This is a genomic window from Acinetobacter sp. NigerLNRRAM0016 (assembly GCF_054112845.1).
This window is the reverse complement of sequence record NZ_JBSYVT010000012.1, coordinates 1-23,130: the sequence shown is the minus strand read 5'-3', so window position 1 is coordinate 23,130 and position 23,130 is coordinate 1. Positions and strand designations below refer to the sequence as shown.

Annotated in this window: 21 protein-coding genes and 1 pseudogene; 17 read left to right on the top strand and 5 right to left on the bottom strand. The window is 43.3% G+C overall.

Annotation, left to right across the window (positions count from 1 at the left end; all coding sequences use genetic code 11):
* The first annotated feature begins 32 nt into the window (after nt 1-32).
* The 6 genes from ACWQ4X_RS09500 to ACWQ4X_RS09475 all read left to right on the top strand — a co-directional run bounded on the left by ACWQ4X_RS09500 (nt 33) and on the right by ACWQ4X_RS09475 (nt 6,622).
* Nucleotides 33-830: an OmpA family protein gene (locus ACWQ4X_RS09500; RefSeq protein ID WP_457903462.1), complete on the top strand. Its 798-nt coding sequence runs from the start codon at nt 33-35 to the stop codon at nt 828-830.
* A gap of 278 nt (nt 831-1,108) precedes the next feature.
* The gene (acnA, locus tag ACWQ4X_RS09495) at nt 1,109-3,862 is read left to right on the top strand and encodes an aconitate hydratase AcnA (RefSeq protein ID WP_457903461.1); all 2,754 of its coding nucleotides are present in this window, start codon (nt 1,109-1,111) and stop codon (nt 3,860-3,862) included.
* A 93-nt stretch (nt 3,863-3,955) separates the two neighbouring features.
* Nucleotides 3,956-4,759, top strand: coding sequence for a hypothetical protein (locus ACWQ4X_RS09490; RefSeq protein WP_457903460.1), 804 nt, complete (start codon nt 3,956-3,958; stop codon nt 4,757-4,759).
* A gap of 63 nt (nt 4,760-4,822) precedes the next feature.
* Nucleotides 4,823-5,593 (top strand): tRNA threonylcarbamoyladenosine dehydratase, encoded by a 771-nt coding sequence (locus tag ACWQ4X_RS09485; protein ID WP_161934379.1) that lies wholly within the window; start codon nt 4,823-4,825, stop codon nt 5,591-5,593.
* Nucleotides 5,594-5,768: 175 nt separating this feature from the next.
* Nucleotides 5,769-5,978 carry a hypothetical protein gene (locus ACWQ4X_RS09480; RefSeq protein ID WP_457903459.1) on the top strand — a complete coding sequence of 70 codons (210 nt, stop codon included), beginning with the start codon at nt 5,769-5,771 and terminating at the stop codon, nt 5,976-5,978.
* A complete protein-coding gene (locus ACWQ4X_RS09475; RefSeq protein ID WP_457903458.1) occupies nt 5,978-6,622 on the top strand; it encodes an acid phosphatase in 645 nt (214 codons plus the stop codon). The genes ACWQ4X_RS09480 and ACWQ4X_RS09475 overlap by 1 nt, the downstream gene beginning before the upstream one ends.
* Nucleotides 6,623-6,692: 70 nt before the next feature.
* On the opposite strand, the gene dusA is transcribed toward ACWQ4X_RS09475, so the two are convergent.
* Nucleotides 6,693-7,718 (bottom strand): tRNA dihydrouridine(20/20a) synthase DusA, encoded by a 1,026-nt coding sequence (gene dusA, locus ACWQ4X_RS09470; protein WP_457903457.1) that lies wholly within the window; start codon nt 7,716-7,718, stop codon nt 6,693-6,695.
* Between the two features lie 512 nt (nt 7,719-8,230).
* On the opposite strand from dusA, the gene ACWQ4X_RS09465 reads away from it, so the two are divergent.
* Nucleotides 8,231-9,172 carry a carbon-nitrogen hydrolase family protein gene (locus ACWQ4X_RS09465; RefSeq protein WP_457903456.1) on the top strand — a complete coding sequence of 314 codons (942 nt, stop codon included), beginning with the start codon at nt 8,231-8,233 and terminating at the stop codon, nt 9,170-9,172.
* 254 nt (nt 9,173-9,426) lie between these two features.
* On the opposite strand, the gene ACWQ4X_RS09460 is transcribed toward ACWQ4X_RS09465, so the two are convergent.
* Complete coding sequence (locus ACWQ4X_RS09460; protein ID WP_457903455.1) at nt 9,427-10,308, bottom strand: hypothetical protein; 882 nt, start codon at nt 10,306-10,308, stop codon at nt 9,427-9,429.
* 38 nt (nt 10,309-10,346) lie between these two features.
* Here ACWQ4X_RS09460 and ACWQ4X_RS09455 point away from each other — a divergent pair, with 38 nt between their 5' ends.
* From ACWQ4X_RS09455 to ACWQ4X_RS09440, 4 genes are all read left to right on the top strand, one after another.
* Nucleotides 10,347-10,580 carry a hypothetical protein gene (locus tag ACWQ4X_RS09455; RefSeq protein ID WP_457903454.1) on the top strand — a complete coding sequence of 78 codons (234 nt, stop codon included), beginning with the start codon at nt 10,347-10,349 and terminating at the stop codon, nt 10,578-10,580.
* A 595-nt stretch (nt 10,581-11,175) separates the two neighbouring features.
* Nucleotides 11,176-12,444, top strand: a complete 1,269-nt coding sequence (locus ACWQ4X_RS09450) for an anaerobic sulfatase maturase (protein ID WP_457903453.1) — start codon at nt 11,176-11,178, stop codon at nt 12,442-12,444.
* A gap of 123 nt (nt 12,445-12,567) precedes the next feature.
* Nucleotides 12,568-14,118 (top strand): arylsulfatase, encoded by a 1,551-nt coding sequence (locus tag ACWQ4X_RS09445; protein WP_457903452.1) that lies wholly within the window; start codon nt 12,568-12,570, stop codon nt 14,116-14,118.
* A gap of 179 nt (nt 14,119-14,297) precedes the next feature.
* On the top strand, nt 14,298-14,942 hold the full coding sequence (locus tag ACWQ4X_RS09440; protein WP_457903451.1) for a hypothetical protein: 645 nt from the start codon (nt 14,298-14,300) through the stop codon (nt 14,940-14,942).
* A gap of 66 nt (nt 14,943-15,008) precedes the next feature.
* Here ACWQ4X_RS09440 and ACWQ4X_RS09435 read toward each other — a convergent pair whose 3' ends face one another.
* Together ACWQ4X_RS09435 and ACWQ4X_RS09430 are read right to left on the bottom strand one after the other, a co-directional pair.
* Nucleotides 15,009-16,211, bottom strand: coding sequence for an MFS transporter (locus ACWQ4X_RS09435; protein WP_457903450.1), 1,203 nt, complete (start codon nt 16,209-16,211; stop codon nt 15,009-15,011).
* Nucleotides 16,212-16,232: 21 nt separating this feature from the next.
* Nucleotides 16,233-16,652, bottom strand: coding sequence for a RidA family protein (locus ACWQ4X_RS09430; protein WP_100242054.1), 420 nt, complete (start codon nt 16,650-16,652; stop codon nt 16,233-16,235).
* A 95-nt stretch (nt 16,653-16,747) separates the two neighbouring features.
* Here ACWQ4X_RS09430 and soxR point away from each other — a divergent pair, with 95 nt between their 5' ends.
* On the top strand, nt 16,748-17,254 hold the full coding sequence (soxR, locus tag ACWQ4X_RS09425; RefSeq protein ID WP_457903505.1) for a redox-sensitive transcriptional activator SoxR: 507 nt from the start codon (nt 16,748-16,750) through the stop codon (nt 17,252-17,254).
* A gap of 27 nt (nt 17,255-17,281) precedes the next feature.
* Here soxR and ACWQ4X_RS09420 read toward each other — a convergent pair whose 3' ends face one another.
* Nucleotides 17,282-18,208 (bottom strand): DMT family transporter, encoded by a 927-nt coding sequence (locus tag ACWQ4X_RS09420; RefSeq protein ID WP_457903449.1) that lies wholly within the window; start codon nt 18,206-18,208, stop codon nt 17,282-17,284.
* Nucleotides 18,209-18,608: 400 nt separating this feature from the next.
* Between ACWQ4X_RS09420 and ACWQ4X_RS09415 the strand changes: the two genes are divergently transcribed.
* The 5 genes and pseudogenes from ACWQ4X_RS09415 (at nt 18,609) to ACWQ4X_RS09395 (ending at nt 22,783) form a co-directional block, all read left to right on the top strand.
* Nucleotides 18,609-18,899 carry a hypothetical protein gene (locus tag ACWQ4X_RS09415; protein WP_457903448.1) on the top strand — a complete coding sequence of 97 codons (291 nt, stop codon included), beginning with the start codon at nt 18,609-18,611 and terminating at the stop codon, nt 18,897-18,899.
* Between the two features lie 248 nt (nt 18,900-19,147).
* Nucleotides 19,148-20,275: a Re/Si-specific NAD(P)(+) transhydrogenase subunit alpha gene (locus tag ACWQ4X_RS09410; protein ID WP_161934390.1), complete on the top strand. Its 1,128-nt coding sequence runs from the start codon at nt 19,148-19,150 to the stop codon at nt 20,273-20,275.
* A gap of 11 nt (nt 20,276-20,286) precedes the next feature.
* The gene (locus tag ACWQ4X_RS09405) at nt 20,287-20,610 is read left to right on the top strand and encodes a proton-translocating transhydrogenase family protein (RefSeq protein WP_100242059.1); all 324 of its coding nucleotides are present in this window, start codon (nt 20,287-20,289) and stop codon (nt 20,608-20,610) included.
* 3 nt (nt 20,611-20,613) lie between these two features.
* Nucleotides 20,614-22,068, top strand: coding sequence for an NAD(P)(+) transhydrogenase (Re/Si-specific) subunit beta (locus tag ACWQ4X_RS09400; RefSeq protein ID WP_457903447.1), 1,455 nt, complete (start codon nt 20,614-20,616; stop codon nt 22,066-22,068).
* 436 nt (nt 22,069-22,504) lie between these two features.
* Nucleotides 22,505-22,783, top strand: a pseudogene (locus ACWQ4X_RS09395) (DUF3303 domain-containing protein).
* The last annotated feature ends 347 nt before the right edge of the window (nt 22,784-23,130 follow it).

Sequence of the window (23,130 nt, the reverse complement as noted above, 5' to 3'; positions counted from 1 at the left end):
TAATTTATTAAATACGAATGAGAATAAATACTATGAAAAACAAATTCTTATATTGCGTAATGTTGATGATTCTTCCAACATCTGTTTTTGCGGCTGAAGTTTCTACAGAACAAGAATCGCAGGTGAGTTTCCCTGAGGTAGAAAAAAGTTACCTTAAACAAATTAAGCGCTACGACGTTAGTGATATTACTAAGCTAGATATTGGTCAAAATAAGGATGAAATTAGGTCAATTTTGGGAAATCCTCAATTTAATGAAGGAATTTTTGGTACTAAGACATGGAATTATGTTTTAGATATTAGAATACCCAAAACTCAGGAATATAAGCGTTGCCAGTTAAGAATTGATTTTGATCATCAGTCTTTATCGGAACGTTTTAGTTGGAAGGGAAGTGACTGTGAAAATCTTGAAACATCGATTGAAAATACGGTAATTGCACCGCCAGTCATACCAGTAACCGAAACCCCGCCAGTTAAAACGACAAGTGATATTTTGTTTGAATTTGATCGCTCTGATGCGGCAGCGATTGTATCGGGCGTCGACTCAGTACGTGTGATTGCAGATCGCATTAATCAAGCAGCTGGGACGGATCCGGTTATTGTGACAGGATATACAGATCGATTAGGTTCGGATTCTTATAATCAAAAGTTATCTACAGCTCGTGCAAATACAATTGCACATTTATTAGTACAGTATGGCGTTGCCCCTCAACGTGTACAAATTAGAGGCAATAATGAAACTGAAGTATATCAGCAGTGCGATGGAAGTCAGCGTAGTTTGGAATTGATCGAATGTTTAGGTCCTAATCGACGAGTAAATGTCGATTGGTAAGCGCAGGATATTTATAGTCTTCAAAATATTGGAGACGGATATTCTATGTTGCGCGCTATTTTATCGGATGTGTTTAAAGTTCAGTACAGAGTTTAAACACAGATGAAATCCGATTGGCTAAGCAACTTTGGCAAAATACACAGCAGTGTTTGCGACTGAAAAATTAAAATAAAGGCATTGGGAAATTACTAATCCACAACATTAAACCAGATGATTTGACCTACATTATAAAAAGAACAATGGAATAAAAATAGCCATGCAAGCCGGAGGACACAACTATGGCAAAGTATAGTCAAATCAGTAGCTTTAATGCATTACAGTCTTTCAGCATCGGTTCAAAAACCTATCAGATTTTTAGTTTGGCGCAAGCCCAGCCACAACTGGGTGATCTGTCCAAATTGCCCAAATCTTTAAAAGTGTTATTGGAAAATTTATTGCGTTTTGAAGATGCAGTAACCGTCAAAGCCGACGATATTCTCGCGATTGTCGAATGGCAGCAGACACGAAGCTCGGAACAAGAAATTCAATATCGTCCTGCACGTGTCCTCATGCAGGATTTCACAGGTGTACCAGCTGTCGTTGATTTAGCAGCCATGCGGGCAGCGGTTGCGCAGGCTGGTCGTGATCCCAATATCATTAATCCTCTATCACCCGTTGATTTGGTGATTGATCACTCGGTGATGGTGGATCATTTTGCCAGTGGTCGCGCCTTTGCTGAAAATGTAGAAATTGAAATGCAACGTAATGGCGAACGCTATCAATTCCTACGTTGGGGACAATCAGCATTTAATAACTTTAGTGTGGTGCCTCCCGGAACTGGGATTTGCCATCAAGTCAATCTGGAATATTTGGCGCAAGCCGTATGGCTCGGTGAATCAGACGGTAAAACTTTCGCTTTTCCAGATACTTTGGTCGGTACAGACTCGCATACTACCATGATTAATGGTCTAGGCGTTTTAGGTTGGGGCGTGGGCGGAATTGAAGCCGAAGCCGCCATGTTGGGACAACCGATTTCTATGCTGATTCCTGAAGTGATTGGCTTTAAATTGACAGGGAAACTGCGCGAGGGAATTACTGCAACGGATTTGGTGCTCACCATTACCCAGATGCTACGGCAAAAAGGCGTGGTGGGTAAATTTGTCGAATTCTATGGCGATGGTTTGGCAGATTTACCACTTGCAGACCGAGCTACCATCGCCAACATGGCCCCTGAATATGGCGCCACTTGTGGCTTTTTCCCGATTGATGAGGTAACGCTGGCCTATATGCGTTTAACAGGGCGTACCGATGAGCGGATTGCGTTGGTCGAAGCCTATTGTAAAGAACAGGGGCTATGGCGCAATGCGGGAGATGAACCCGTCTTTACCGATACCCTAAGTTTGGACATGTCGACCGTGGCGGCCAGTGTCGCAGGTCCGAAACGCCCGCAAGATCGGGTGTTGCTGGCAGATGTGCCGGGAACTTTCGATGCCTTAATGGCACTCAGTTTAAAACCTGAAAAAGAAGATAAATCTCGCTTGGAAAATGAAGGTGGTGGCACCGCAGTCGATGCGCAAAAAGCCAATATCACCCATGAAAGTGCGTTTTGTGAGATTGATGGTAAGCAATATCCTTTGGTGCATGGCGATGTCGTCATTTCAGCGATTACCTCATGTACCAATACCTCTAATCCGAGTGTGATGTTGGCTGCAGGTCTTTTGGCGAAAAAAGCCATCGAAAAAGGCCTGCAACGTAAACCGTGGGTGAAAAGTTCCTTAGCACCCGGTTCAAAAGTGGTGACGGATTATCTGAATGCTGCTGGTTTAACGCCTTATTTAGATCAACTCGGGTATAACTTAGTGGGTTATGGTTGCACCACCTGTATTGGGAATTCGGGACCTTTACCTGAACCGATTGAAGAAGCCATCAATTGCTATGATTTAAATGTCGCTTCGGTGTTATCGGGTAATCGTAATTTCGAAGGGCGAGTGCATCCTTTGGTGAAAACCAACTGGCTGGCCTCTCCACCTTTGGTCATTGCCTTTGGTCTCGCGGGCAATATCTGTTTGGATTTAACCACACAGCCGTTGGGACATGGAACCAATGGGGAAGTGGTTTATTTAAAAGATATTTGGCCAAGTCAGGCAGAAATTGATGAGGTATTGCAGAAAGTAAATACAGACATGTTCCATAAAGAATATGCCGCAGTATTTGAGGGTGATGCCAATTGGAAAGCCATTCAAATTCCACACAGTCAAACCTATGCATGGGATGAGCAATCCACCTATATTCGTCATCCGCCATTTTTCTCAGAAATTGGGCAACCGCTCAAATCCCTCCATAATATTGAACATGCTCGAATCCTTGCGGTGTTGGGGGATTCCGTGACCACGGATCATATTTCTCCTGCAGGGAACATTAAAAAGGACAGTCCTGCAGGGCGCTATTTACAAGAACATGGCGTCGAGCAGAAAGACTTTAACTCTTATGGTTCGCGTCGTGGCAACCATGAAGTCATGATGCGCGGCACATTTGCCAATATTCGGATTAAAAATGAAATGCTGGGTGGGGAAGAAGGCGGCAATACCCTGCATATTCCAAGTGGCGAGAAACAGGCCATTTATGATGCGGCCATGCTGTATCAACAAGAGGGCACGCCTCTGGTGATTATTGCAGGCAAAGAATATGGCACAGGATCTTCCCGTGACTGGGCTGCCAAAGGTACCAATTTACTAGGGGTCAAAGCCGTGATTGCTGAAAGTTTTGAGCGGATTCACCGTTCAAATCTGGTGGGGATGGGCGTGCTACCGTTGCAATTTATGTCGGATCAGAATCGTCACAGTTTAAATCTGACCGGACATGAATGTATTTCAATTTTAGGCTTGTCGGATGATTTGGCACCGCATCAAACCTTTGAAGTAGAAGTTACTCGGATGGATGGCTCGCGTGATTCATTCCCCGTGTTGTGTCGTATAGATACCCTGAATGAAGTGGAATATTTTAAAGCGGGCGGTATTCTGCATTATGTGTTGCGTCATCTCATTGCGAGTTAGCATGGGTCGCTGTTTCAGCCTCTGATACCAGAGTCGATGTTGCTCAGGCTCTGGTATCCTTTATATATAAAACAAAAATTTAAGATCCTTTTTATGTTGAAATTTTTATTGCCAGCTTGCATCTGTATTTTTCCTGCTTGGGGCTATGCAAAACCTCAAACCTTAATATTAAAAGCACAACCCATTACTCAGTCAAAGCGCCAAAGCCTGTGTACTCAGCTCAAGATTTCCTGCGAACCCGATGCGACATGGCAACTCTATCAAGTCCCGAATGATGCCAAACGGCATTATCTGATTGCCAAATTGAAACTGTTTGAATTAGAGAAAAATACGCAGCGTTATCAACTACGCAATGATTGGGATTTCTCAGCCTATCAACCGCTTAGCCAAACGCCGCATTGGACAGTAGATGGTCCTGTGGAAAAAGCGGAATTACTGGATCAACACGGTAATTTTGTCCGCACCGATGCTTTACACCTCTATCCCGTGTTATTTCCCATCAATGACACAGATTACAGCATTGCCCTGATTCAACGTTGGGACGAAATGTACTCGGGTGGCGGCATGACCGAAGAAGTGGCAGACTTTTTACAACTCAAGCCGCAAGGGCATTACCAACAGATTTTTCAGAATATTCCATTTTCTGTCTCAAGGATGATTCGCGCCTGTTTCTCGGAGCAAGACTATGCGACGTCGGGCGAGCATTGCCATGATCTGGAAAAGTTGGTGCTGAATATTGAATATCTACAAGCACAGACATGGCGCATGAAGTATCACTATATGCGGAGCTTGTCGCCATCTTCAGATCAGCTGCCGATGAATCAGCGCAAGACTTATATCTTGAAGAGCAATAAAGCCGATGCCATCCAGATTCCCAGTGCATGGACTGCATATTAATCCGCAACTTTTAAATTGAATTTGATAAAATAGCCGCGATTCTATTTCCGATTTGATCTCCCTATGACTGATTTACTCCAAGATGATGAATATGAACGCCGTTTTGCGGGCGTTGCTAAAATTTATGGAGAACCAGCATTTCAAGGCTATGAACAAAGTCATGTCATGGTGATTGGCATTGGTGGGGTCGGTTCATGGGCTGTAGAAGCCTTGGCGCGTACAGGTGTGGGTGAGTTGACCTTGGTGGATATGGATGTAGTTGCTGCATCGAATATTAACCGTCAATTGCCAGCCATGACTTCAACTTTGGGCTGTGAAAAAATTGAAGTGATGGCGGAACGTTGTCGCTCAATTAATCCGAAAATTAAAATTAACCTGATTGATGATTATTTAACGCCAGACAATGTCAAAGAGCTGTTAAGCAATGCACCCGATTTAATTCTGGACTGTATTGATGATGTCAAAGCCAAGCTGGCGCTGATGTTACATTGCCGTTTTAATAAAATTCCGTTAATTGTGTCGGGTGGTGCAGGCGGTAAACTGGATCCGCTGAAAATCCGTGTTGCGGATTTATCGAAAACCGAACAAGATCCGATGTTAGCCAAGTTACGTGCACAGCTACGTTCAAAAGGGATTTGTAAAAAGCCGAAAGAAAAATTCGGGATTACCTGTGTGTATTCAATTGATAATCCATTCTCCAGTGCCGATGTTTGCCCAAGTGCAGGCTTACGCTGTGGGGGTTATGGCTCGGCAGTGGTGGTGACGTCGAGTTTTGCCATGATTGCAGTGGCTGAAGTGCTGAAAAAATTAGAGGCGATTCAAGCCAAACGTTAATAGTCATTGAGCTTGCCACTGAAAAATTTACATAAAAAAAGTGCTGTTCTTAGGGGGATATCTCGCATGTCCCCCGAAGTATGCTATGTTGATTAAAAATTGATTCGAATCAGAATCTACATGTAAAAACGATAAAGAACGACATAAAAAACTGAGAACAGAGGTGGATATGACAATGATTAGACCCATAGGTTTCATGCTTTTGGCCTTGGCAACCGCTGCGACACATGCCGAAATTAGTACCTATGAAAAAGAATTACGATCCAAACATCAGGGCTATTTAACCGAATCGACTGTCGATAGCGCACTGATTTTACCACCACCGCCTGCTGAAGGCTCTGTGACCAAAGCCAATGATGAATTTGTCAATAAAAATGCGCACTGATGCTGTATGGTTCAGACCGTTGGGTGCAAGCTGGCTATGACAGCAATTTATATTTACCCAGTGCTGCCCAAGCTTTTTCTTGCTCCGCCAATGTCAACATTAGCAAAGAAAAGACCCCGACCATTTATAAAATGTTAGAAACTTCTTTGGTGGATTTGGGCTTATCTTCCTATGCAGCAAAAAACAAATATCAACGTGCCCGACCTTTTATGAGTAATGGTCAGGGCATCTGTGAAATTTCTGCTGCAGACCGTGAAAAGTACGGTATCACCTATGATGAAAACAAAGAAAAATTATCCACGGATGGTTCTTATCCATCGGGACATTCGACCATTGGTTGGGGCTGGGCACTGATCATGAGTGAAATTGCGCCACAACGTGCCAATCATATTTTCCTACGTGGACGGGCTTTTGCCGAAAGTCGCTTGGTGTGTAATGTGCATTGGCAAAGCGACATTATTGAAGGTAAAAATATGGCGGCCATGACTGTGGCGCAGTTACATACGCAAAAACAGTTTTTAAAAGATTTGGCAAAAGCACAGAAGGAATATCAGACTGCGCAGCGTAAAGGCGATGTACCAGACGCTGCTTCATGTGAGTTTGAGAATAAAGCCTTGTCGACCACTGTCGGTTCCGTGATGTAAACCTAAATAGCTAACCTTAGAAAATAAAAAAGCCCAATTTCAAATTGGGCTTTTTATTGAAGTGAAGAGCTTAAGGTTGTGCTTGATGCTCAATCAGGTAGTCTTCAGTACGCTTCATGGCTTCTTTAATGTTTTGAATCGCATTTTGAACATCAGCAAAAGTTTTGGCATTGCCACCGCTCAGTGCCTGACGCCATTTGCGTGCACCAGGCAAGTTCTGGAATAAACCGAGAATATGGCGGGTTAAAATCGACAATGGTGCGCCTTCTGCCATGCGCTGCGAAATATAAGGCAGCATTTGCTCCATAATCTCAAAGCGGTCTGGTGCATCCAGTTGCCAAAGTTGTCCAAGTTCTGCCAGTAAATACGGGTTGTGATAGGCTTCACGACCAATCATCACGCCATCCACATGCTGTAAATGTTGCTCTGTTTCGGCAAAGGTTTTAATGCCACCGTTAATTTCAATCAGCAGTTCTGGACGTTCTTGTTTCAGACGATAGACATCTTCATAGCGTAGAGGCGGTACTTCACGGTTCTCTTTTGGCGATAAGCCCTGAAGTAAGGCAATACGGGCATGCACAATAAAATTATTACAGCCTGTTTTCGCCACGGTATCGACAAAATGCAGCATTTCTTCATAAGAATGCATGTCATCAATCCCGATACGGTGTTTTACGGTCACAGGAATGTCGACGGCTTGACGCATTGCCGCAATACATTCTGCGACCAAGTCTGGCTCTGCCATTAAACATGCGCCAATTTTATTGTTCTGTACGCGGTCACTTGGGCAGCCGACATTTAAATTAATTTCATCGTAGCCCCAGTCCTGTGCCATTTTGCTACAGGTGGCAAGGTCTTTCGGATTCGAGCCGCCCAGTTGTAACACAATCGGGTGTTCTTGATTGTTAAAGTCGAGATGACGTTTGGCATCGCCAAATAAAATGGCACCTGTGGTCACCATCTCGGTATAGAGAATCACATTTGGGTTAAACAAGCGTGCAAAAAAACGATAGTCCTTGGTGGTCCAATCCATCATCGGGGCAACAGATATACGCGGAAGCTGGGAAAAATCAGCGTTCGGTTTTAACTCAGACATGCAAGGACCTATCAGAATGGGCTGTCCACACGACAAAGATAAATGTGAAGACCAGCACAACAGAATTTAACGAGATGAAGGGTCGCTATAGTGCAAAAAATACGATAAAAAGGCAAGAAATAGCCGCTAGGGTTTTGTTAATTGGTAATTGTATTATTCAGAGGTAGAGGAAAAGAATGGAGTCTATCGTATAGTCAGCTATGAATCTAAGGGAAAGGTTTATCGACTTACTCTGAAAACCAGAACATCACATCATTACAAAAATAAATTCAGCGCATTGAATCATGAGGATTTAAAAAATGCACAGATCATTGCTGCATATCTTGTTGCAAACTAAGAGATCAGATGGCGTAATTTTACTGGCGGGAGATATACATTGTAGTGAATAATTTTGAGTAAATAATAAGCAAATTAATAAAAATAGTCTTAGTATTCCATTTTAATAAGATGGCAAATGTGCCGAATAACTTTAGTTAAAGCGCCTAAGTCATCACTCACTTGCCGGAGTTGCTATGAAGAAAATAGCTATAGCTCAAGTTGCCCCCATTCTTCTAGACAAAGAAGCCTCGATTGCTAAAGCGGTCTTGCTGATTGAGCAGGCAGCGAACAGTGGGGCACAACTGCTGGTGCTCCCAGAATGTTTTATTCCTGGCTATCCAAGCTGGTCGTGGCGGCTTAAGCCTGGTGCAGATATGGGCTGCTACAATGATATCCATGCCAGATTATTAGAAAATGCAGTAGATGTTTCCGCAGGTGATTTGTCGCTACTTCTTCAAACAGCAAAGGATTGTGGTATTTCGTTAAGTATTGGATTCAATGAGCGAGAGGGTGATTTCTCAAGGACGACTCTCTTTAATAGTAATGCGCTGATCAGTCACGAAGGCAAGTTACTGAATTTGCACCGCAAGTTAATGCCCACCAATCCAGAGCGGATGATTCATGGAGTTGGTGATGCTCGAGGCTTACGCGTTGTAGATACTCCTGTTGGGAGAGTGGGTGTGCTCATTTGTTGGGAAAGCTATATGCCGCTCGCAAGATATTCTCTCTACGCACAAGGAGTCGACATCTATCTAGCGCCAACTTGGGACAGTAGTGATGTATGGCAAAGCACGTTACAGCATATTGCTCGAGAAGGCGGATGTTACGTCATTGGAGTAGCGAGTTGCATCTACAGCAAAGATATTCCATCGAACTTTCCGCATCGTGAGAAGATTTTTCCTGATGAATCAGAGTGTATCAATCTAGGCAATACCAGTGTTTATGCGCCAGGCGGCAAGTGCATCTCGGAACCTTTAGGTGGTGAAGAACGACTGTTCTATGTCGACATTGATCCTACAGCGGCAGCAAAAGCACGTAGAAGTCTCGATGTCGCGGGACACTACAGTCGAAGTGATATTTTTCAGTTGGAGGTCATTCGGAAAATATTCCCACCAATTCAGTTTCATGATGATTAAGGCATCGCATCATTGCGACCTAACCTCAGATTGCAGGTGATGGATTGCATCTATTGGCGATCTTTCTCTTAGCTCTATAACGAACCTGACGAGACAACTGTATCATGCACAACAAACCTCACCATGTGTTTTAGACGAGGATAATTTCTTATTTGAATTTTAAGTCTCAAAAACTGAGGTGAAGAATAAAGGGAAAGAGATCAAGTCGGAGCTTGAGGGAAAACCGTCAGGTCGAAACCTGACGGAAGGAAAAATTATTTAAGATCAATCACGACTTTTTCGAGTTCTCCTGTGAACTTAAATGGCACTTTGTAATCCCGCACAATTGGTGTACCTGTATCTTCGCCAATGTCCAGAGTTTCATCGAGGCTGACACGGACAGGCACAGTGCCATCAATGCGACCTTTGGCAACTTCCTTACCATCAACATAAATGGTGGTTGTACCGCCTTTACCCGTACCACCGCCGTCGTAGACAAAATCAGCTTTTAAGGTATGTTTACCTGCCGATAATTTGTTTGGTGCCTGTACTTTAAATTTCTGATCAGGCGTGAGTGAACGTGCATAGAGGAAGGTCGGTTTGCCATCCATCAGTAAGAAGGCATTACGCCCAAAGAATCCACCTTGGGTCATCATGATACCATTTGCACCACCTTCAGGAATCACCACATCAGCTGTGATGCTGTAAGAGCGGTTCTTCATGTCTGGCGCCATGCCTTCGGTAATACGCGTAGTACCTTCATAATAGGTATACGAAGTACGTCCCACATTATGCTGTGGACGGTTTTGTGGTTCAGCACGTTCTACATAACGGTCATCCAGTGGGAAGACTTTGTTCTTCTCCGCTTCTTGCATAAACAGTTTCTGCATTGCAGCTAATTTTTCAGGATACTGTTTCGATAAATCTTTAGATTGAGTGAAGTCCTCTTTTAAATTGTAGAGTTCCCATTTGTAGTCAAGAGGAGAGGCAGGTTTTTTGGATAACTCATTGCTCCAAGGACCAATCACTGGTGTGGTGTTTGCCATCCAGCCATCATTATAAATGGCGCGGTTAGCAATAATTTCAAAGTATTGTGTTTTGTGACGTTCAGGTGCTTTAGCACTGTCAAAGGTATAGGCAAAGCTGGTGCCGTTCATCGGCACTTGCTGGAAGCCATTAATGGTTTTTGGTTGTCGTGCCGTTAACGGTGCCGAAGGTATTCAACATCCGCATGGACCCAATGGAATCTTATGACAATAAAGATTCTGAAGGTCACCTCATGCAGAAAGTCAGCTGGTTGATGGCACCAATGAACAAACTGGTGGCAGCACATATCAAGACCTTACAAGACTATCCACCAGTGCAAGGTGGTAAGACATTTGATATGTCTAACCTCGTGGGTGATGCGATTGCCAAAGGCAATGACTAATTAACAACTTGGGCTAAACTAGAAAACTCTGGTTTGGCCCTTTTCCTGATTGAAAATACCATAATTATAAAATCATCATTTATCTCTTATTGAATTTTAGTAATTTCAAAAATCAAGCACTGAATACTCATCTTCAAATGCTGTTTTAAACGCCCTTCATACCTGCCTATCCAAGATTCAAACCCGATTTCTCAGGGTTAAAACCATTAAAATTACCATTCTTTAGGGTGGTTTTAATCGGCTTAAAGTTTGCTAACTTCTTAATGCGATGCCTATCGCCAGATGGGTTAAAAATCAAATGTATCACTCCAATGGAAGGCGTGTATTTCATTCATCTGGTATGAAAAATGGGCTGAGCGACATCTGAATGATGCACATGGAAATATAGAGATCATGCGTCTTTAGCCGTGACAGCCTTTTGACTCGATGTTAAGACAAAACAAAAAGGGTGATGCTGTGAAAGCATGCCAAACGGTGTATGCCTCCAGTGAATGCCATGGATGACAGCACTTGATGCACGAAACATGCCTGTAGGGCAGCTCTCTTTTCTATCTCAATCAGAACTTAAGACGAACGCAACTGTATGGATGACAAGATGCGCCTAATCCCAACTCAAGCCGAATCCCCACCGTTAAGAACCATGAAACTTAAGGGGCAGACCTACCGTTATCATGTCATGGTCAAACCTTCAGGTGCACAGTGTAATTTGGACTGTAGTTACTGCTTTTACTTGCATAAACAAGACATGCTGCATCAGCCCAAAGTCCCGCGCATGGCAGAGTCGATGCTGGAACTGCACATCAAACAATACATCCAAGCGCAAACAGGCGATGAAATTGTCTTTAGCTGGCAGGGCGGTGAACCGACCCTGATGGGCTTAGAGTTTTTCCAGCGCGTGGTCGAACTCCAAAAAAAATATAAAAAACCGAATCAACGCATCGAAAATGACTTACAAACCAACGGCACCTTACTGGATGAAGACTGGTGCGCCTTTCTAAAGAAAAACAACTTCCTTGTCGGTTTATCCATCGATGGTCCCGCAGATTTGCACGACATTCATCGTTACAACAAAGGCGGCAAACCCACGCATGCCAAAGTCATGCATGCCGCAGCACTATTGCACCACTACCAAGTACCATTTAATGCCCTTTGTGTGGTGAACCGCGACAACAGCAAAAGAGCACTCGAGGTCTACCGCTTCCTGCGCGATCAAGTCAAACCCTACATGATTCAGTTTATTCCGGGCATGGAAAGTGCCCAGTTCCAGCAAACTGCACCGGGTTACTGGAATCCCAAAGACTTACCGAAATTAGGCAGCTCCGCAGCCCAACCCGGCACGGCAGATTCTGTCGTTACGGATTGGTCGATAGCCCCAGATGACTGGGGCATCTTCCTCTCTACCGTATGGAAAGAATGGCTGGCCAAAGACTTTGGCAAAGTGTTTATCGACCAATTTGAAAACGTCATTTCCATGATGTTTGGCTATGGCGCACAGAAATGCGTCTCAGGACAAATCTGTGGCAAATCACTGGCAATCGAACACAATGGCGATCTGTTCTCCTGCGACCACTTTGTCTATCCCGAATACAAGCTCGGCAACATACAGGACACCCATCAGGGGGGGGATTTGGTGTTTTCAGAACGGCAAAAGAAATTCGCCTATGCCAAATCCAACTCACTGCCAGAATACTGCCGTAAATGTCCGTATTTACAACTTTGCTGGGGAGATTGTCCAAAAGACCGCTTCCTGAAAACGCCAGATGGAGAAGCAGGCTTACATTACCTATGCTCAGGTTTAAAGAAATTCTTTCATACCGCAACCACTTCCAAGAGTGAAATTGCGAAACGCTTACAACCACATTAAAACAACCGTAATAACGAGGGCAGGATGTTGCCCATTAATGCTGAAGTCTCAAACAGTTTTTCAGATATGACTGTTTATAAATAAGTTTTTTATTTGTTTCAAAAATCTGTTAAGGAAAACACCATGCGTAAAAAGATGATTTCACGTTCGATTGCTTTGGCTGGAGGAGCCTTGCTTTCAACCGCCTTGATGGCAAAACCGCCCAATATTTTGGTGATTATGTCGGACGACGTGGGCATGACTAACGTCAGTGCCTATAGCCACGGGGTGATGGGCTATAACACGCCGAATATTGACCGTATTGCCAAAGAAGGCATTATGTTTACCGATCACTATGCCCAGCCAAGTTCAACGGCAGGACGTGCATCGTTCATTACGGGGCAATATCCGATTCGTTCAGGTTTAACGACAGTGGGACGACCAGGTTCGCCTTTGGGGATTAAACCTGAAACACCGACACTCGCGGAAGTACTGAAACCATTGGGCTATATGAATGGTCAGTTTGGTAAAAACCACTTGGGTGACCGTAATGAACACTTGCCAACGGTCCATGGCTTTGACGAGTTCTACGGTAATTTGTACCACCTGAATACAGAGGAGACTTTTGAGCAATTTGATTATCCAAAAGATCCTGAATTCCGTAAAAAATTTGGGACACGTGGCGTTCTACACTGTTATGCCACCAGCACAGAGGATGAAACCGCAGACCCACGTTTTGGCAAAATGGGTAAGCAAAAATGTGAAGATACCGGTGAACTTTCGCGTAAACGTATGGAAACTGTAGATGATGAATTCATCGCAGCCAGTGTTGACTTCATGAAGCGTAGTAAAAAAGCAGACAAGCCATTTTTTGTCTGGTTAAACCCAAGTCGTATGCATATGTTTACGCATTTACGTCCTGAGCATCGTTATTTAGCCGCAAAAGCCGCCTCTGAAGAAGATCTGTACGGTAGCGGCATGATTGAACACGATATGCAAGTCGGTCATGTGTTGGATGAAATGAAAAAGATGGGGGTGTTGGATAACACCATCATTGTATATACCACCGACAATGGTCCTGAACACAGTGCCAAAAACCATGGCGGAACTACACCTTTCCGTGGCGAGAAAATGACGACTTATGAAGGGGGTGTGCGCGTTCCAATGATGATTCGTTGGCCTGGACACATTCCTGCGGGACAAGTCAAAACGGGGATTCAAGCCAATATGGATCTGTTCACTACGTTGGCAACTGTAGCGGGTAATTCCAATGTCGTGGAGGATATGAAAACCAACCGTAAGCAGTACATTGATGGTTTAAATAACCTAGATTACTGGACAGGTAAGTCGGCTGAAAGTAAGCGTAATAATTTCCTGTATTACCATGAGTCTACGTTGCGTGCAGTTCGAATTAACCAGTGGAAGATTCATTTAGAAACCAGTGAAAATTATTATGATGGTTATCAAAAGCAGAAGATTCCATTGATCTTCAACCTGCGTCAGGACCCATATGAGTCATTTGATGGCACCACAGATCGCTCTGAAATTACCCAGCAAAAATTATGGTTGGGTGAGCCTGTAGAAGCCTTGCTTGGGGAGCATGTGAAGTCATTGATGGATTACCCGCCAGTGCAAAAAGCCACCACGCTGGATTTCAGTAAATTGGTTGAAAATTTACTGTCACAAAAGAAATAAAATTCATCTGTCTTGATGCAGACAGTCCAGTTCGCTGGGCTGTTTTTTTATTGATATACAATGCTTTTTCCAAATCAAACGGATTTAATGAACGGGGGAATATGCGTTTTCTGATTGAGCGCGAGCGTTAAATTCGTTAAGGTAAAAACATAGAAAAGAATAAAGAAATGGAGACGGATATGTTAGTACTCGAAGAAGTATTTAAAAATAAAAAAGCAGAACATTCCGATGCTTTTAATTTAAGACTCCATCGTGGGATCAGTTGGTTCAAGAAAGCGATGCTGTTGAATGAAGATCTGGATTTAAAATTTATCAGCTTATGGATCGCCTTTAATGCCATTTATGCACGTGAGGGTGCTGTGCTGCAACCACAGCAGGGGGTGAAACAGTTTTTAGGCTCGCTAAGCCAGTTGGATCGTGAACATAAAATTGACTATGTATTGGGACATAAATGCAAGCAAACCATTCAGGTTGTTCTAGATAATCCTTATATTTATCAGGGTTTTTGGGATTATCACAATCATAAAATCAGTCAGGTATCGTGGAAAACCGAGTTTGAAGCCGAGCAGCGTGTGGTACATCAGGCCTTGCAGGGCAGAAAAATTACAGAGATTTTGGCTTTTCTGTTCGCCCGTTTAAATACCTTGCGCAATCAGATTTTGCAGGGTGGCGTGACTTATAACAGTGTCGTGAACCGCCGCTATATCGCGGATGGTTGTAATATTTTGTCGAGCCTGATTCCAATTTTTATGTATATCTTGCTGGAAAATGCCGAACAGTTGGATACGGACAAACCGTTCTATCCAGTGATGCAAGTTTCTTGATTTATTTTAGATTTTTGCCCTATAGCTGAATGTAAGGTCATAGGGCAAGGTAATCTTAATGTAAAACTAAATAGGCTTATGTGGACTCAGTGGTTTGTTGTAGCTGAGTAAATCAATCAATGCAAAAATTGCAGCGCCAAGCACCAGCAAGATTCCCACCAGACAGCTCATGCTCCATCCACCATGATGCCAAGCATAGACCCCCAATGCAGAACCGCAGGCACCGCCAATAAAATACATGGTCATATAAATCGAGTTAATCCGCGATTTAGCATCGGGACGAATACGGAAAATAATATTCTGATTGCTGCTATGTACCACGGCTAAGCCCAAGTTAATCAGACCATAGCCAATAATATAATTCAACAGATGCTGCCCACCTAAATACAGGAAGTACCAACTGATCGCCATGATGGCGCAGCCTGTCCACGTCAGTGTTGTGGTATAGCCTCGATCTGCCAATTTCCCGACATATTGTGTCGAAAGCGCACCGAATACCCCAATTAGCGGGATGACGCCGACCAGTACATCAGGCAGTTGATAGGTTTCTGACGTAAGTAATAGTGCAATGGTGGTAAATAAAATACTCATGGCGGCAAAAACAAAACCGCCAATCAACGAGCGTAACACCAAGCGGCGTTCTTGCTTAAGTAATTGCCCCATGGACTGAAATACTTGCGGATAGCTCATCTTGAACGACATTACATAAGGCAAGCGAGATTGGAGTAAAAAAGCCAAAATCAAAATCGAGATGCCGCTTAAGATATAAATCAGTTTCCAGTGGAACAAATTGGACAGTAAACCCGCCAAACTGGTTGAAAGCAGTAAACCGACCAATAAGCCACTCATTAAAAAACCAATCACTTCGCCTGTTTTCTCAGGTTTAACCGCCATGGTTGCCAAAGGAATCAGCACCTGAGCCGCCACAGAAAACAGTCCGACAATACTGGTTCCGAGCCACAGCATGGGTAAGTTAACTGCAAAGGCACAGATAAACAAACCGATTGCCGCCAAAAACATCAGCAGCGGAATAAATTTGGTTTTATTGACCATGTCTCCAATCGGAACAATCAACAGTAGCCCCAGTGCATAGGATACTTGGGCAAAGGTCACGGTTAAGGCAACTTGAGATTCGGGAACATTAAAATACTGTTGAATCGAATGAATCAAAGGTTGGCAGTAGTAGTTGGCACCAGCACAAAGACCGCAAGCCACAGCCATAAGCCATAGCAATGGTTTGTCTTGGCTAATATCACGAGGAGAATTCATAAAGTTCCTTGGCTTGTTCGGTTAATTGCAATAAGCGGTTGCTTCAATTTCTATCAGCATCCCTGATAAGGCAAGACACGGAACAGGAATCAGTGTGCAGGCAGGAAAATCATGTTGTTTCCAGCGCTTTTGTATTTCCTGAATTAAAAACTGATGCTTCTTGGGGCTATGATCAACCACCAGAATTCTTAAAACTGCAATATCTAAAACAGAAGCGTGCGCATGTTGAAGGGCTTGAGTGAGGTTTTCAAAGGCTTGATGCGTTTGCTCTGCAAAATCTTTAGATAAATGTCCTCGTTGGTTTTCACCACCTTGTCCTGAAATATGAAGTATACGTGAAAAGTGCTGAACTTCAGCCATGTGACTATAGGCAAAAGGACGTGGATTATACAGTGTTTTTGGGTTAATCAATTGAAATGCTGCTGCGCTAGCCTGTTGCATAAAAAGTCCTGTGTGCTTTTGAATTTTTTGCTAGTATCAAAGCTCAAGTTAACTTGAGGTCAAGACCTGTGTCTGAAATTTCGCAACCTGCTTCAATGATGCAACCCTGGTTAAGCATTGGTGACTTGGCAAAGCGCAGCGATGTCAGTGTTGCCACTTTGCGTTTTTATGAAGAAAAAGAATTGATCTGGAGTACCCGCACTGCAGGCAATCAGCGTCGTTATCAACGTTCCATGTTAAGACGGGTCGCGATTATTAAGGCGGCACAGCTGGTGGGTATTTCATTGCAACAGGTGAAACTTGCCTTTGCGGATTTGCCCAAACAGGGCAATGCGACCAAGCAAGACTGGCAGCAGATGTCGCAAAACTGGCAAGCTCAGTTAGATCAGCAGATTGTGCATTTATTGCAGCTACGCCAACAACTGGACTGGTGCATCGGTTGTGGGTGTTTATCCCTCGAGCAATGCCCTTTGCGTAATCCGAATGATGTCTTTGCTGAAACTTCAGCAGGTGCGCATTTTCAGCAGCTACTCATGCAAATTCATCCAGAGCATGGCGAGTTATCGCTTCGCAGCAAAGACGAAACCACTGAGTCTAAATAAGTGAGATCTCATGTGGCGTGATCCTGCTTATTTGGCTAACTTCTTCTTGGATAAGGTAATCATCATAACCCCGACAATGTTGAGTGCGCAGCCGACCCATTGCCAGAAATTCAGATGTTCATTTAAAAACGCCACGGCCAATAAAATGGTCAAGATGGGACCAATTGAGGCAATCATGGCAGATTGAGCCGCCCCCAAGCGTTCAATACTCTGCATTAACAAGACAGTAGGGACGACTGTCACAAAGAAGCCCAAAGCCAAGCCATACCAAAGAACGGCATGAGGTAGTTGTTGAATCAACAATATTGGGTGAGGCGTGACCCAGAAAAATTGTACCAGTGTGCCGATACAGGCTGTGCTGAGCGCCAGTCCAGTAAAATTCCAAGAACCAAATTTTTGAATCAAGGGTGGGGTGAGTAAGAGATATGCAGCGAAGGCAATTGCACTGGCAAACACAAAGCTGGCACCTAACCAAAAATGTTCCTGTACAGGTGCATTTTGCTGTTCTTGTAGCATTACCACGACCGTGCCGCCATAACTGAGCAGGATGGCAATCACACTTTTAAGAGACAGTTTTTGGCGATACAGAACACATGATGCCAAGACCGTTAGGGTTGGATAGAGAAATAAAATAATCCGTTCCAAAGAAGCACTGATATACATCAGCCCTAAAAAGTCGAGCCAACTGGCAAAGTAATAGCCCATTAGGCCCGCAGTCATCAGTAGCGCCCAATCTCTCGCTTGCAAGCCTTTGCTTTTTTCCCGATTCAACCAGCAAATCAGCAAAAAGAAAGGTAAGGCACATGCCATCCGAATGGCCATCAGTAAAGTGGCATCCACCAAAGGAGAGAGGGCATAAGCTTGTTTAATGAAAATGGCTTTGCTGCTAAACAAGAACGCCGCGCCAATCGCGAATAAACTGCCAAGCTGGGTACGAGATAAAGAAAAATTCATGCAAATAGGACTGTGTAAGCACTAGCAAGCTAGGGTTGATGCTCAGTATAGGTGCTGGATAAAAAAGTTAAAAATGCAAAAAAATGATAGATATGCATACTATTTGGAATAATAAATTTAACAATATATAGAATTAATTTATTTAAATGATCGATGAGATATATCTAATAACTTGATAAATATGAACTTAATTAAATGGTTCGTATTTCCTAAATACAGGATTACAAGCTGTATAGCACTTTAGGTGCAAAGATTTCCTCCACCGCTCTTGAATGATAAACGACCTAAAACGGTGCAAAATATGACAAGTGAAACATATTGCATCATCAGACTAAATGATTTGAAAATTATTTTTAATTAAATTTCCTGCTTTATAAGACTTTTGTGGAATTTCATCTGCGTGTCTTTAAATCATCTTAAGCTCAGCTTGAAACGGTTTTTTTTATGTATTTTAGGGATTGCTTTAAAGACAGAAAATAGGCTGACGTTCGGTCAATCCAATTTTGAAAGAATGCTTTATAAATTGTCAGATCAGTCAATTTTGCGCATAAAAAAGCAAGAATTGCTTAAATTGTGTAGAACAGGGATGAATCTGAAGATAGATGCTCAAAGGCTGAATTTTGTCAAAAATACCAGTAGCTCAAATCACCCACATAGCATTCAGCCTGAAACAGGGCGTGAAGGAGGCTAAAAATGAGAAAAATAGCCGAATTGTATGCTTATGCAGCAGATCTGGGTGTTAGGCAAAACTGATGAATGATATATCGTACGATTATATTTATGAATCATCAGTTCAAAATATGGGTATTTATTAAATAAATATTGGGTGGTAATTTAAAAAAGTTCAATTAGAATCCAAAAATTCAACAAGAACACATCCTGGGGGAACATCGTTTTTAACGGTGTTTGCTAGAGAAAAATTTAGCTTGAGGAATGCTCATGCAAATCGGAATCCCAACCGAAACTGTCGTCGGTGAACATCGCGTAGCTGCTACGCCTGAGACAGTCAAGAAGTTGATCAACGCTGGTCATACTGTGGTCATTCAACGTGGCGCGGGTGTTAATGCTGCGTACATTGACAGTGCTTATGAACAAGTTGGTGCCAAAATTACAGAAGATGCTTATACCGGCAGTCAACTGATTTTGAAAGTCCGTGCCCCAAAGGGTGAGGAAATTCAAAAATTGGCAGCAAACACCACCGTAGTGGCAATGTTTGACCCTTACCGTAACACCGAGCTTGATCAATTTGCATCACAACAAGTGTCTGCATTTGCATTAGAGCTGTTGCCACGGACTTTGTCTCGTGCGCAAAACATGGACGTGTTGTCTTCTCAAGCCAACCTTGCAGGTTATAAGTCTGTACTTTTGGCTGCGGCAGAATATCAACGTATGTTCCCAATGTTAATGACGGCTGCAGGTACTGTTAAGCCTGCGCGTGTCGTGATCATGGGGGTGGGTGTGGCAGGTCTTCAAGCCATTGCAACGGCAAAACGTTTAGGTGCAGTGGTTGAAGCAACAGATTTACGTCCAACTGCAAAAGACCAAGTGGAATCTTTGGGTGGTAAGTGGTTAGACGTACCAATGTCTGAAGAAGAGCAACAACGTGCAGCAGATGCCGCGAAAAACGGTTATGGATGGATGCCAGGTGAGCAATACATCAAAGACCAAGCGGCAATCGTGGACAAAGCGGTATCCAATGCAGATATCGTAATTACCACGGCATTGTTACCAGGTCGTGATGCGCCACGTTTAATCAAAGCAGAAACCGTTGCCAAGATGAAACCGGGTTCAGTCATTCTGGACATGGCGGTGGAAACAGGCGGTAACGTTGAAGGTTCGCAATGTGGTACGACCGTTACAACGAGTAATGGTGTGAAGATTTTGGGTATTCCAAATATTCCGTCGACCGTGTCTACCGAAGCATCTGCACTGTATGCACGTAACGTTTTTAATTTTGTCGAAACATTATTTGATAAGGACAAAAACTTTGTCTTGAATCAAGAAGATGAAATTCAAAAAGCCCTAATGGTCACTCATGGCGGTCAAGTACTGCTGAAGCGTGGTTAAGGAGATTTCTCATGGTTGAAACGATTACTATTTTCGTCCTTGCCATCTTCGTAGGTTATTACGTGGTATGGGGCGTAACGCCAGCATTACATACGCCATTAATGGCGGTTACTAACGCATTGTCATCCATCATTATCGTCGGTGCAATGCTGCAAACTGTAGGTATGCCTGCGATTGGTGTGGAAGCAAATGTTGCTTTCCAAAGCGTGAATGTTGTGAGCATCTTGGGTGCAGTGGCTGTGTTCTTAGCAAGTATCAATATTTTCGGTGGCTTTGCTGTAACTGCTCGTATGCTTGAAATGTTCAAGCCAAAGCAAAAGAAAAAAGAGGGCTAATACATGGAATTTATTCGAGACTATGCGGATTGGTTCTACCTTATTGGTGCAGTCCTCTTTATCCTCACTTTACGTGGTTTGTCAGGTCCTAAAACTGCGATTCAAGGTAACCGTTATGGCATGATCGCCATGGCAATTGCTGTGGTGACTACCTTCTTTGTTGCAGACCATCCTGTGATTTGGATGATTGGTGGGGCAATGGTATTGGGTGCGGTTGTCGGTATCGCACGTGCTCGTACGGTTCCAATGACGCAAATGCCAGAAACCGTGGCTTTAATGCACTCTTTGGTCGGTTTGGCTGCGGTACTCATTGCGATTGCAGCAATTCTGCATAACAATCAACTCACTGTATTGTTTGAACAAAATGAAGCGGCTTTAACCGCTGCGGGCGTTCAACATGCACATATGAGCTCGGTTCATTTATTTGAACTGTTTGTAGGTTGCTTCGTTGGTGCAATCACCTTTACTGCATCGGTATTCGCATACGGTAAATTGGCTGCGAAGAAATGGGCAAAAACAATTTCAGGTGCATGGGTTAAACCAGTTCAAGCGACCATCTTTGTTGCAATGTTGGTCTGTGGTTTCACATTCTTTACCACGGGCAACATGGCTGCATTCTGGGCAATGACTGCACTTGCACTTGCATTCGGTTGGGTTTGGATTGCGCCAGTCGGTGGTGGTGATATGCCAGTTGTGGTCTCACTGCTTAACTCATTCTCAGGTTGGGCTGCGGCAGGGATTGGTTTTACCCTTGAAAACAATATGTTGATTGTTGCGGGTTCACTGGTCGGTTCTTCGGGTGCGATTCTGTCCTACATCATGTGTAAAGCGATGAACCGTTCCATCATCAACGTCTTGTTTGGTGGTGCGATGGGCGGTGCAGCAGTTGCGTCAGCAGACAAAGGTGAGCAAGTTCAACGTAACCATCGTTCTGGTTCGGCAGATGACGCAGGCTTCTTGATGTCAAATGCGGACAGCGTTGTGATTGTACCAGGTTATGGTATGGCACAAGGTCGTGCACAGAATGCGGTAAAAGAGTTATGTGAAATCTTGAAAGAGCAAGGCGTGAAAGTTCGTTTTGCGATTCACCCTGTTGCAGGTCGTATGCCGGGTCACATGAACGTATTACTTGCAGAAGCAGATGTCGCGTATGAAGACATCTTGGAAATGGATGAGATTAACTCTGACTTCCCTGCAACTGATGTAGTACTTGTTATTGGTGCAAATGACGTTGTTAACCCTGCGGCAAAAGATGATCCAAGTTCACCAATTTATGGTATGCCAATTCTTGAAGCACATAAAGCACGTACCATTATGGTGATCAAGCGCTCTATGGCGACAGGTTATGCGGGCTTAGACAACGATTTGTTCTACAATGAAAAAACCATGATGGTCTTCGGTGATGCGAAGAAAGTTGTGGAAGATATGACGAAAGCGATTAATGGTGCCGGACACTAAATCAAAGTCTCAAGTCCCTCTTTTATAAAGAGGGATTTAGGGAGATTAAAACCATCCTTCGGGGTGGTTTTTTTACGGCTGAAATTCAGTCTTCACAGGATAAGCCTATCCTTTATTTTTTAATAATAAGCTTTTGGGGTGGGAGTGAATGAGGGCGCGTTGAATTCATCATCTACTGCTGCTAGGGATTTGGTTAAATGTTTAAAGCCTTTTGTTTGCAAAATTTGTTTGAATAAATTTAGGTGCTGCTATTCTTTAAAATTGATTAAAAAGCGCTCAAAATATAGGGGTAAATGATTTAAATGACGAAGAGGTTTGATGGTCAGATATAACCGCGTAGAGGTTTGGCAGCGGTATAAGGCATGTGAATTTATCTGCTTGCATATTCTCTTATGTGGTCAAGTTAGGTGCGCCAATCAAGTGTGAGAGGTGACTTATGTTGTTTATAGTCAAGTATAGTATTCGCCCTGAAAACCGTAATGCTGCAATGGAACGGTTTTTGAAGACAGGAGGAACAGTACCTGCGGGCATAAAAATGTTAGGTCGATGGCATGCGATTGCATAGCTCTCTGGTGTTGCAATCATTGAGGCTAGTGATGCCATGTTGATTCAACAGTGGGTAATGGAGTGGAATGACCTCCTTTCTATGGAAGTCTATCCTGCGTTAACTGATGAGCAAGCGGGTCCGCTGATGGCTGCTGCACTCTCCAAGTAGGGTGTACTTTTATTCAAGCACGATCTGATCAGAACCCGATAGAGTCAGATCAGTCAGGGTGGATTTCATTGAGGGCTATCTCCGTGTGAGATAGCTCCAAGGTTAGATTGAATTGTTCTAGGAGAGTGATGGTGTAAGTTGTTCTGCTATTTTTAGGGTTTTAAAAATAATAAATTCTTAATTTTTCAAATTGTCCGTTTTTTTCTGAAAAAAATAAGTTACATTTTGGAAGCTGTACATTTAATAAAAACTATTAATTTTTACTACATTATTTATTTAAATGATTATTTTAATTCTATTTTTCCAGAAATTGATCGTTACCAGTTTTGATTGTTATTGTCAGGATT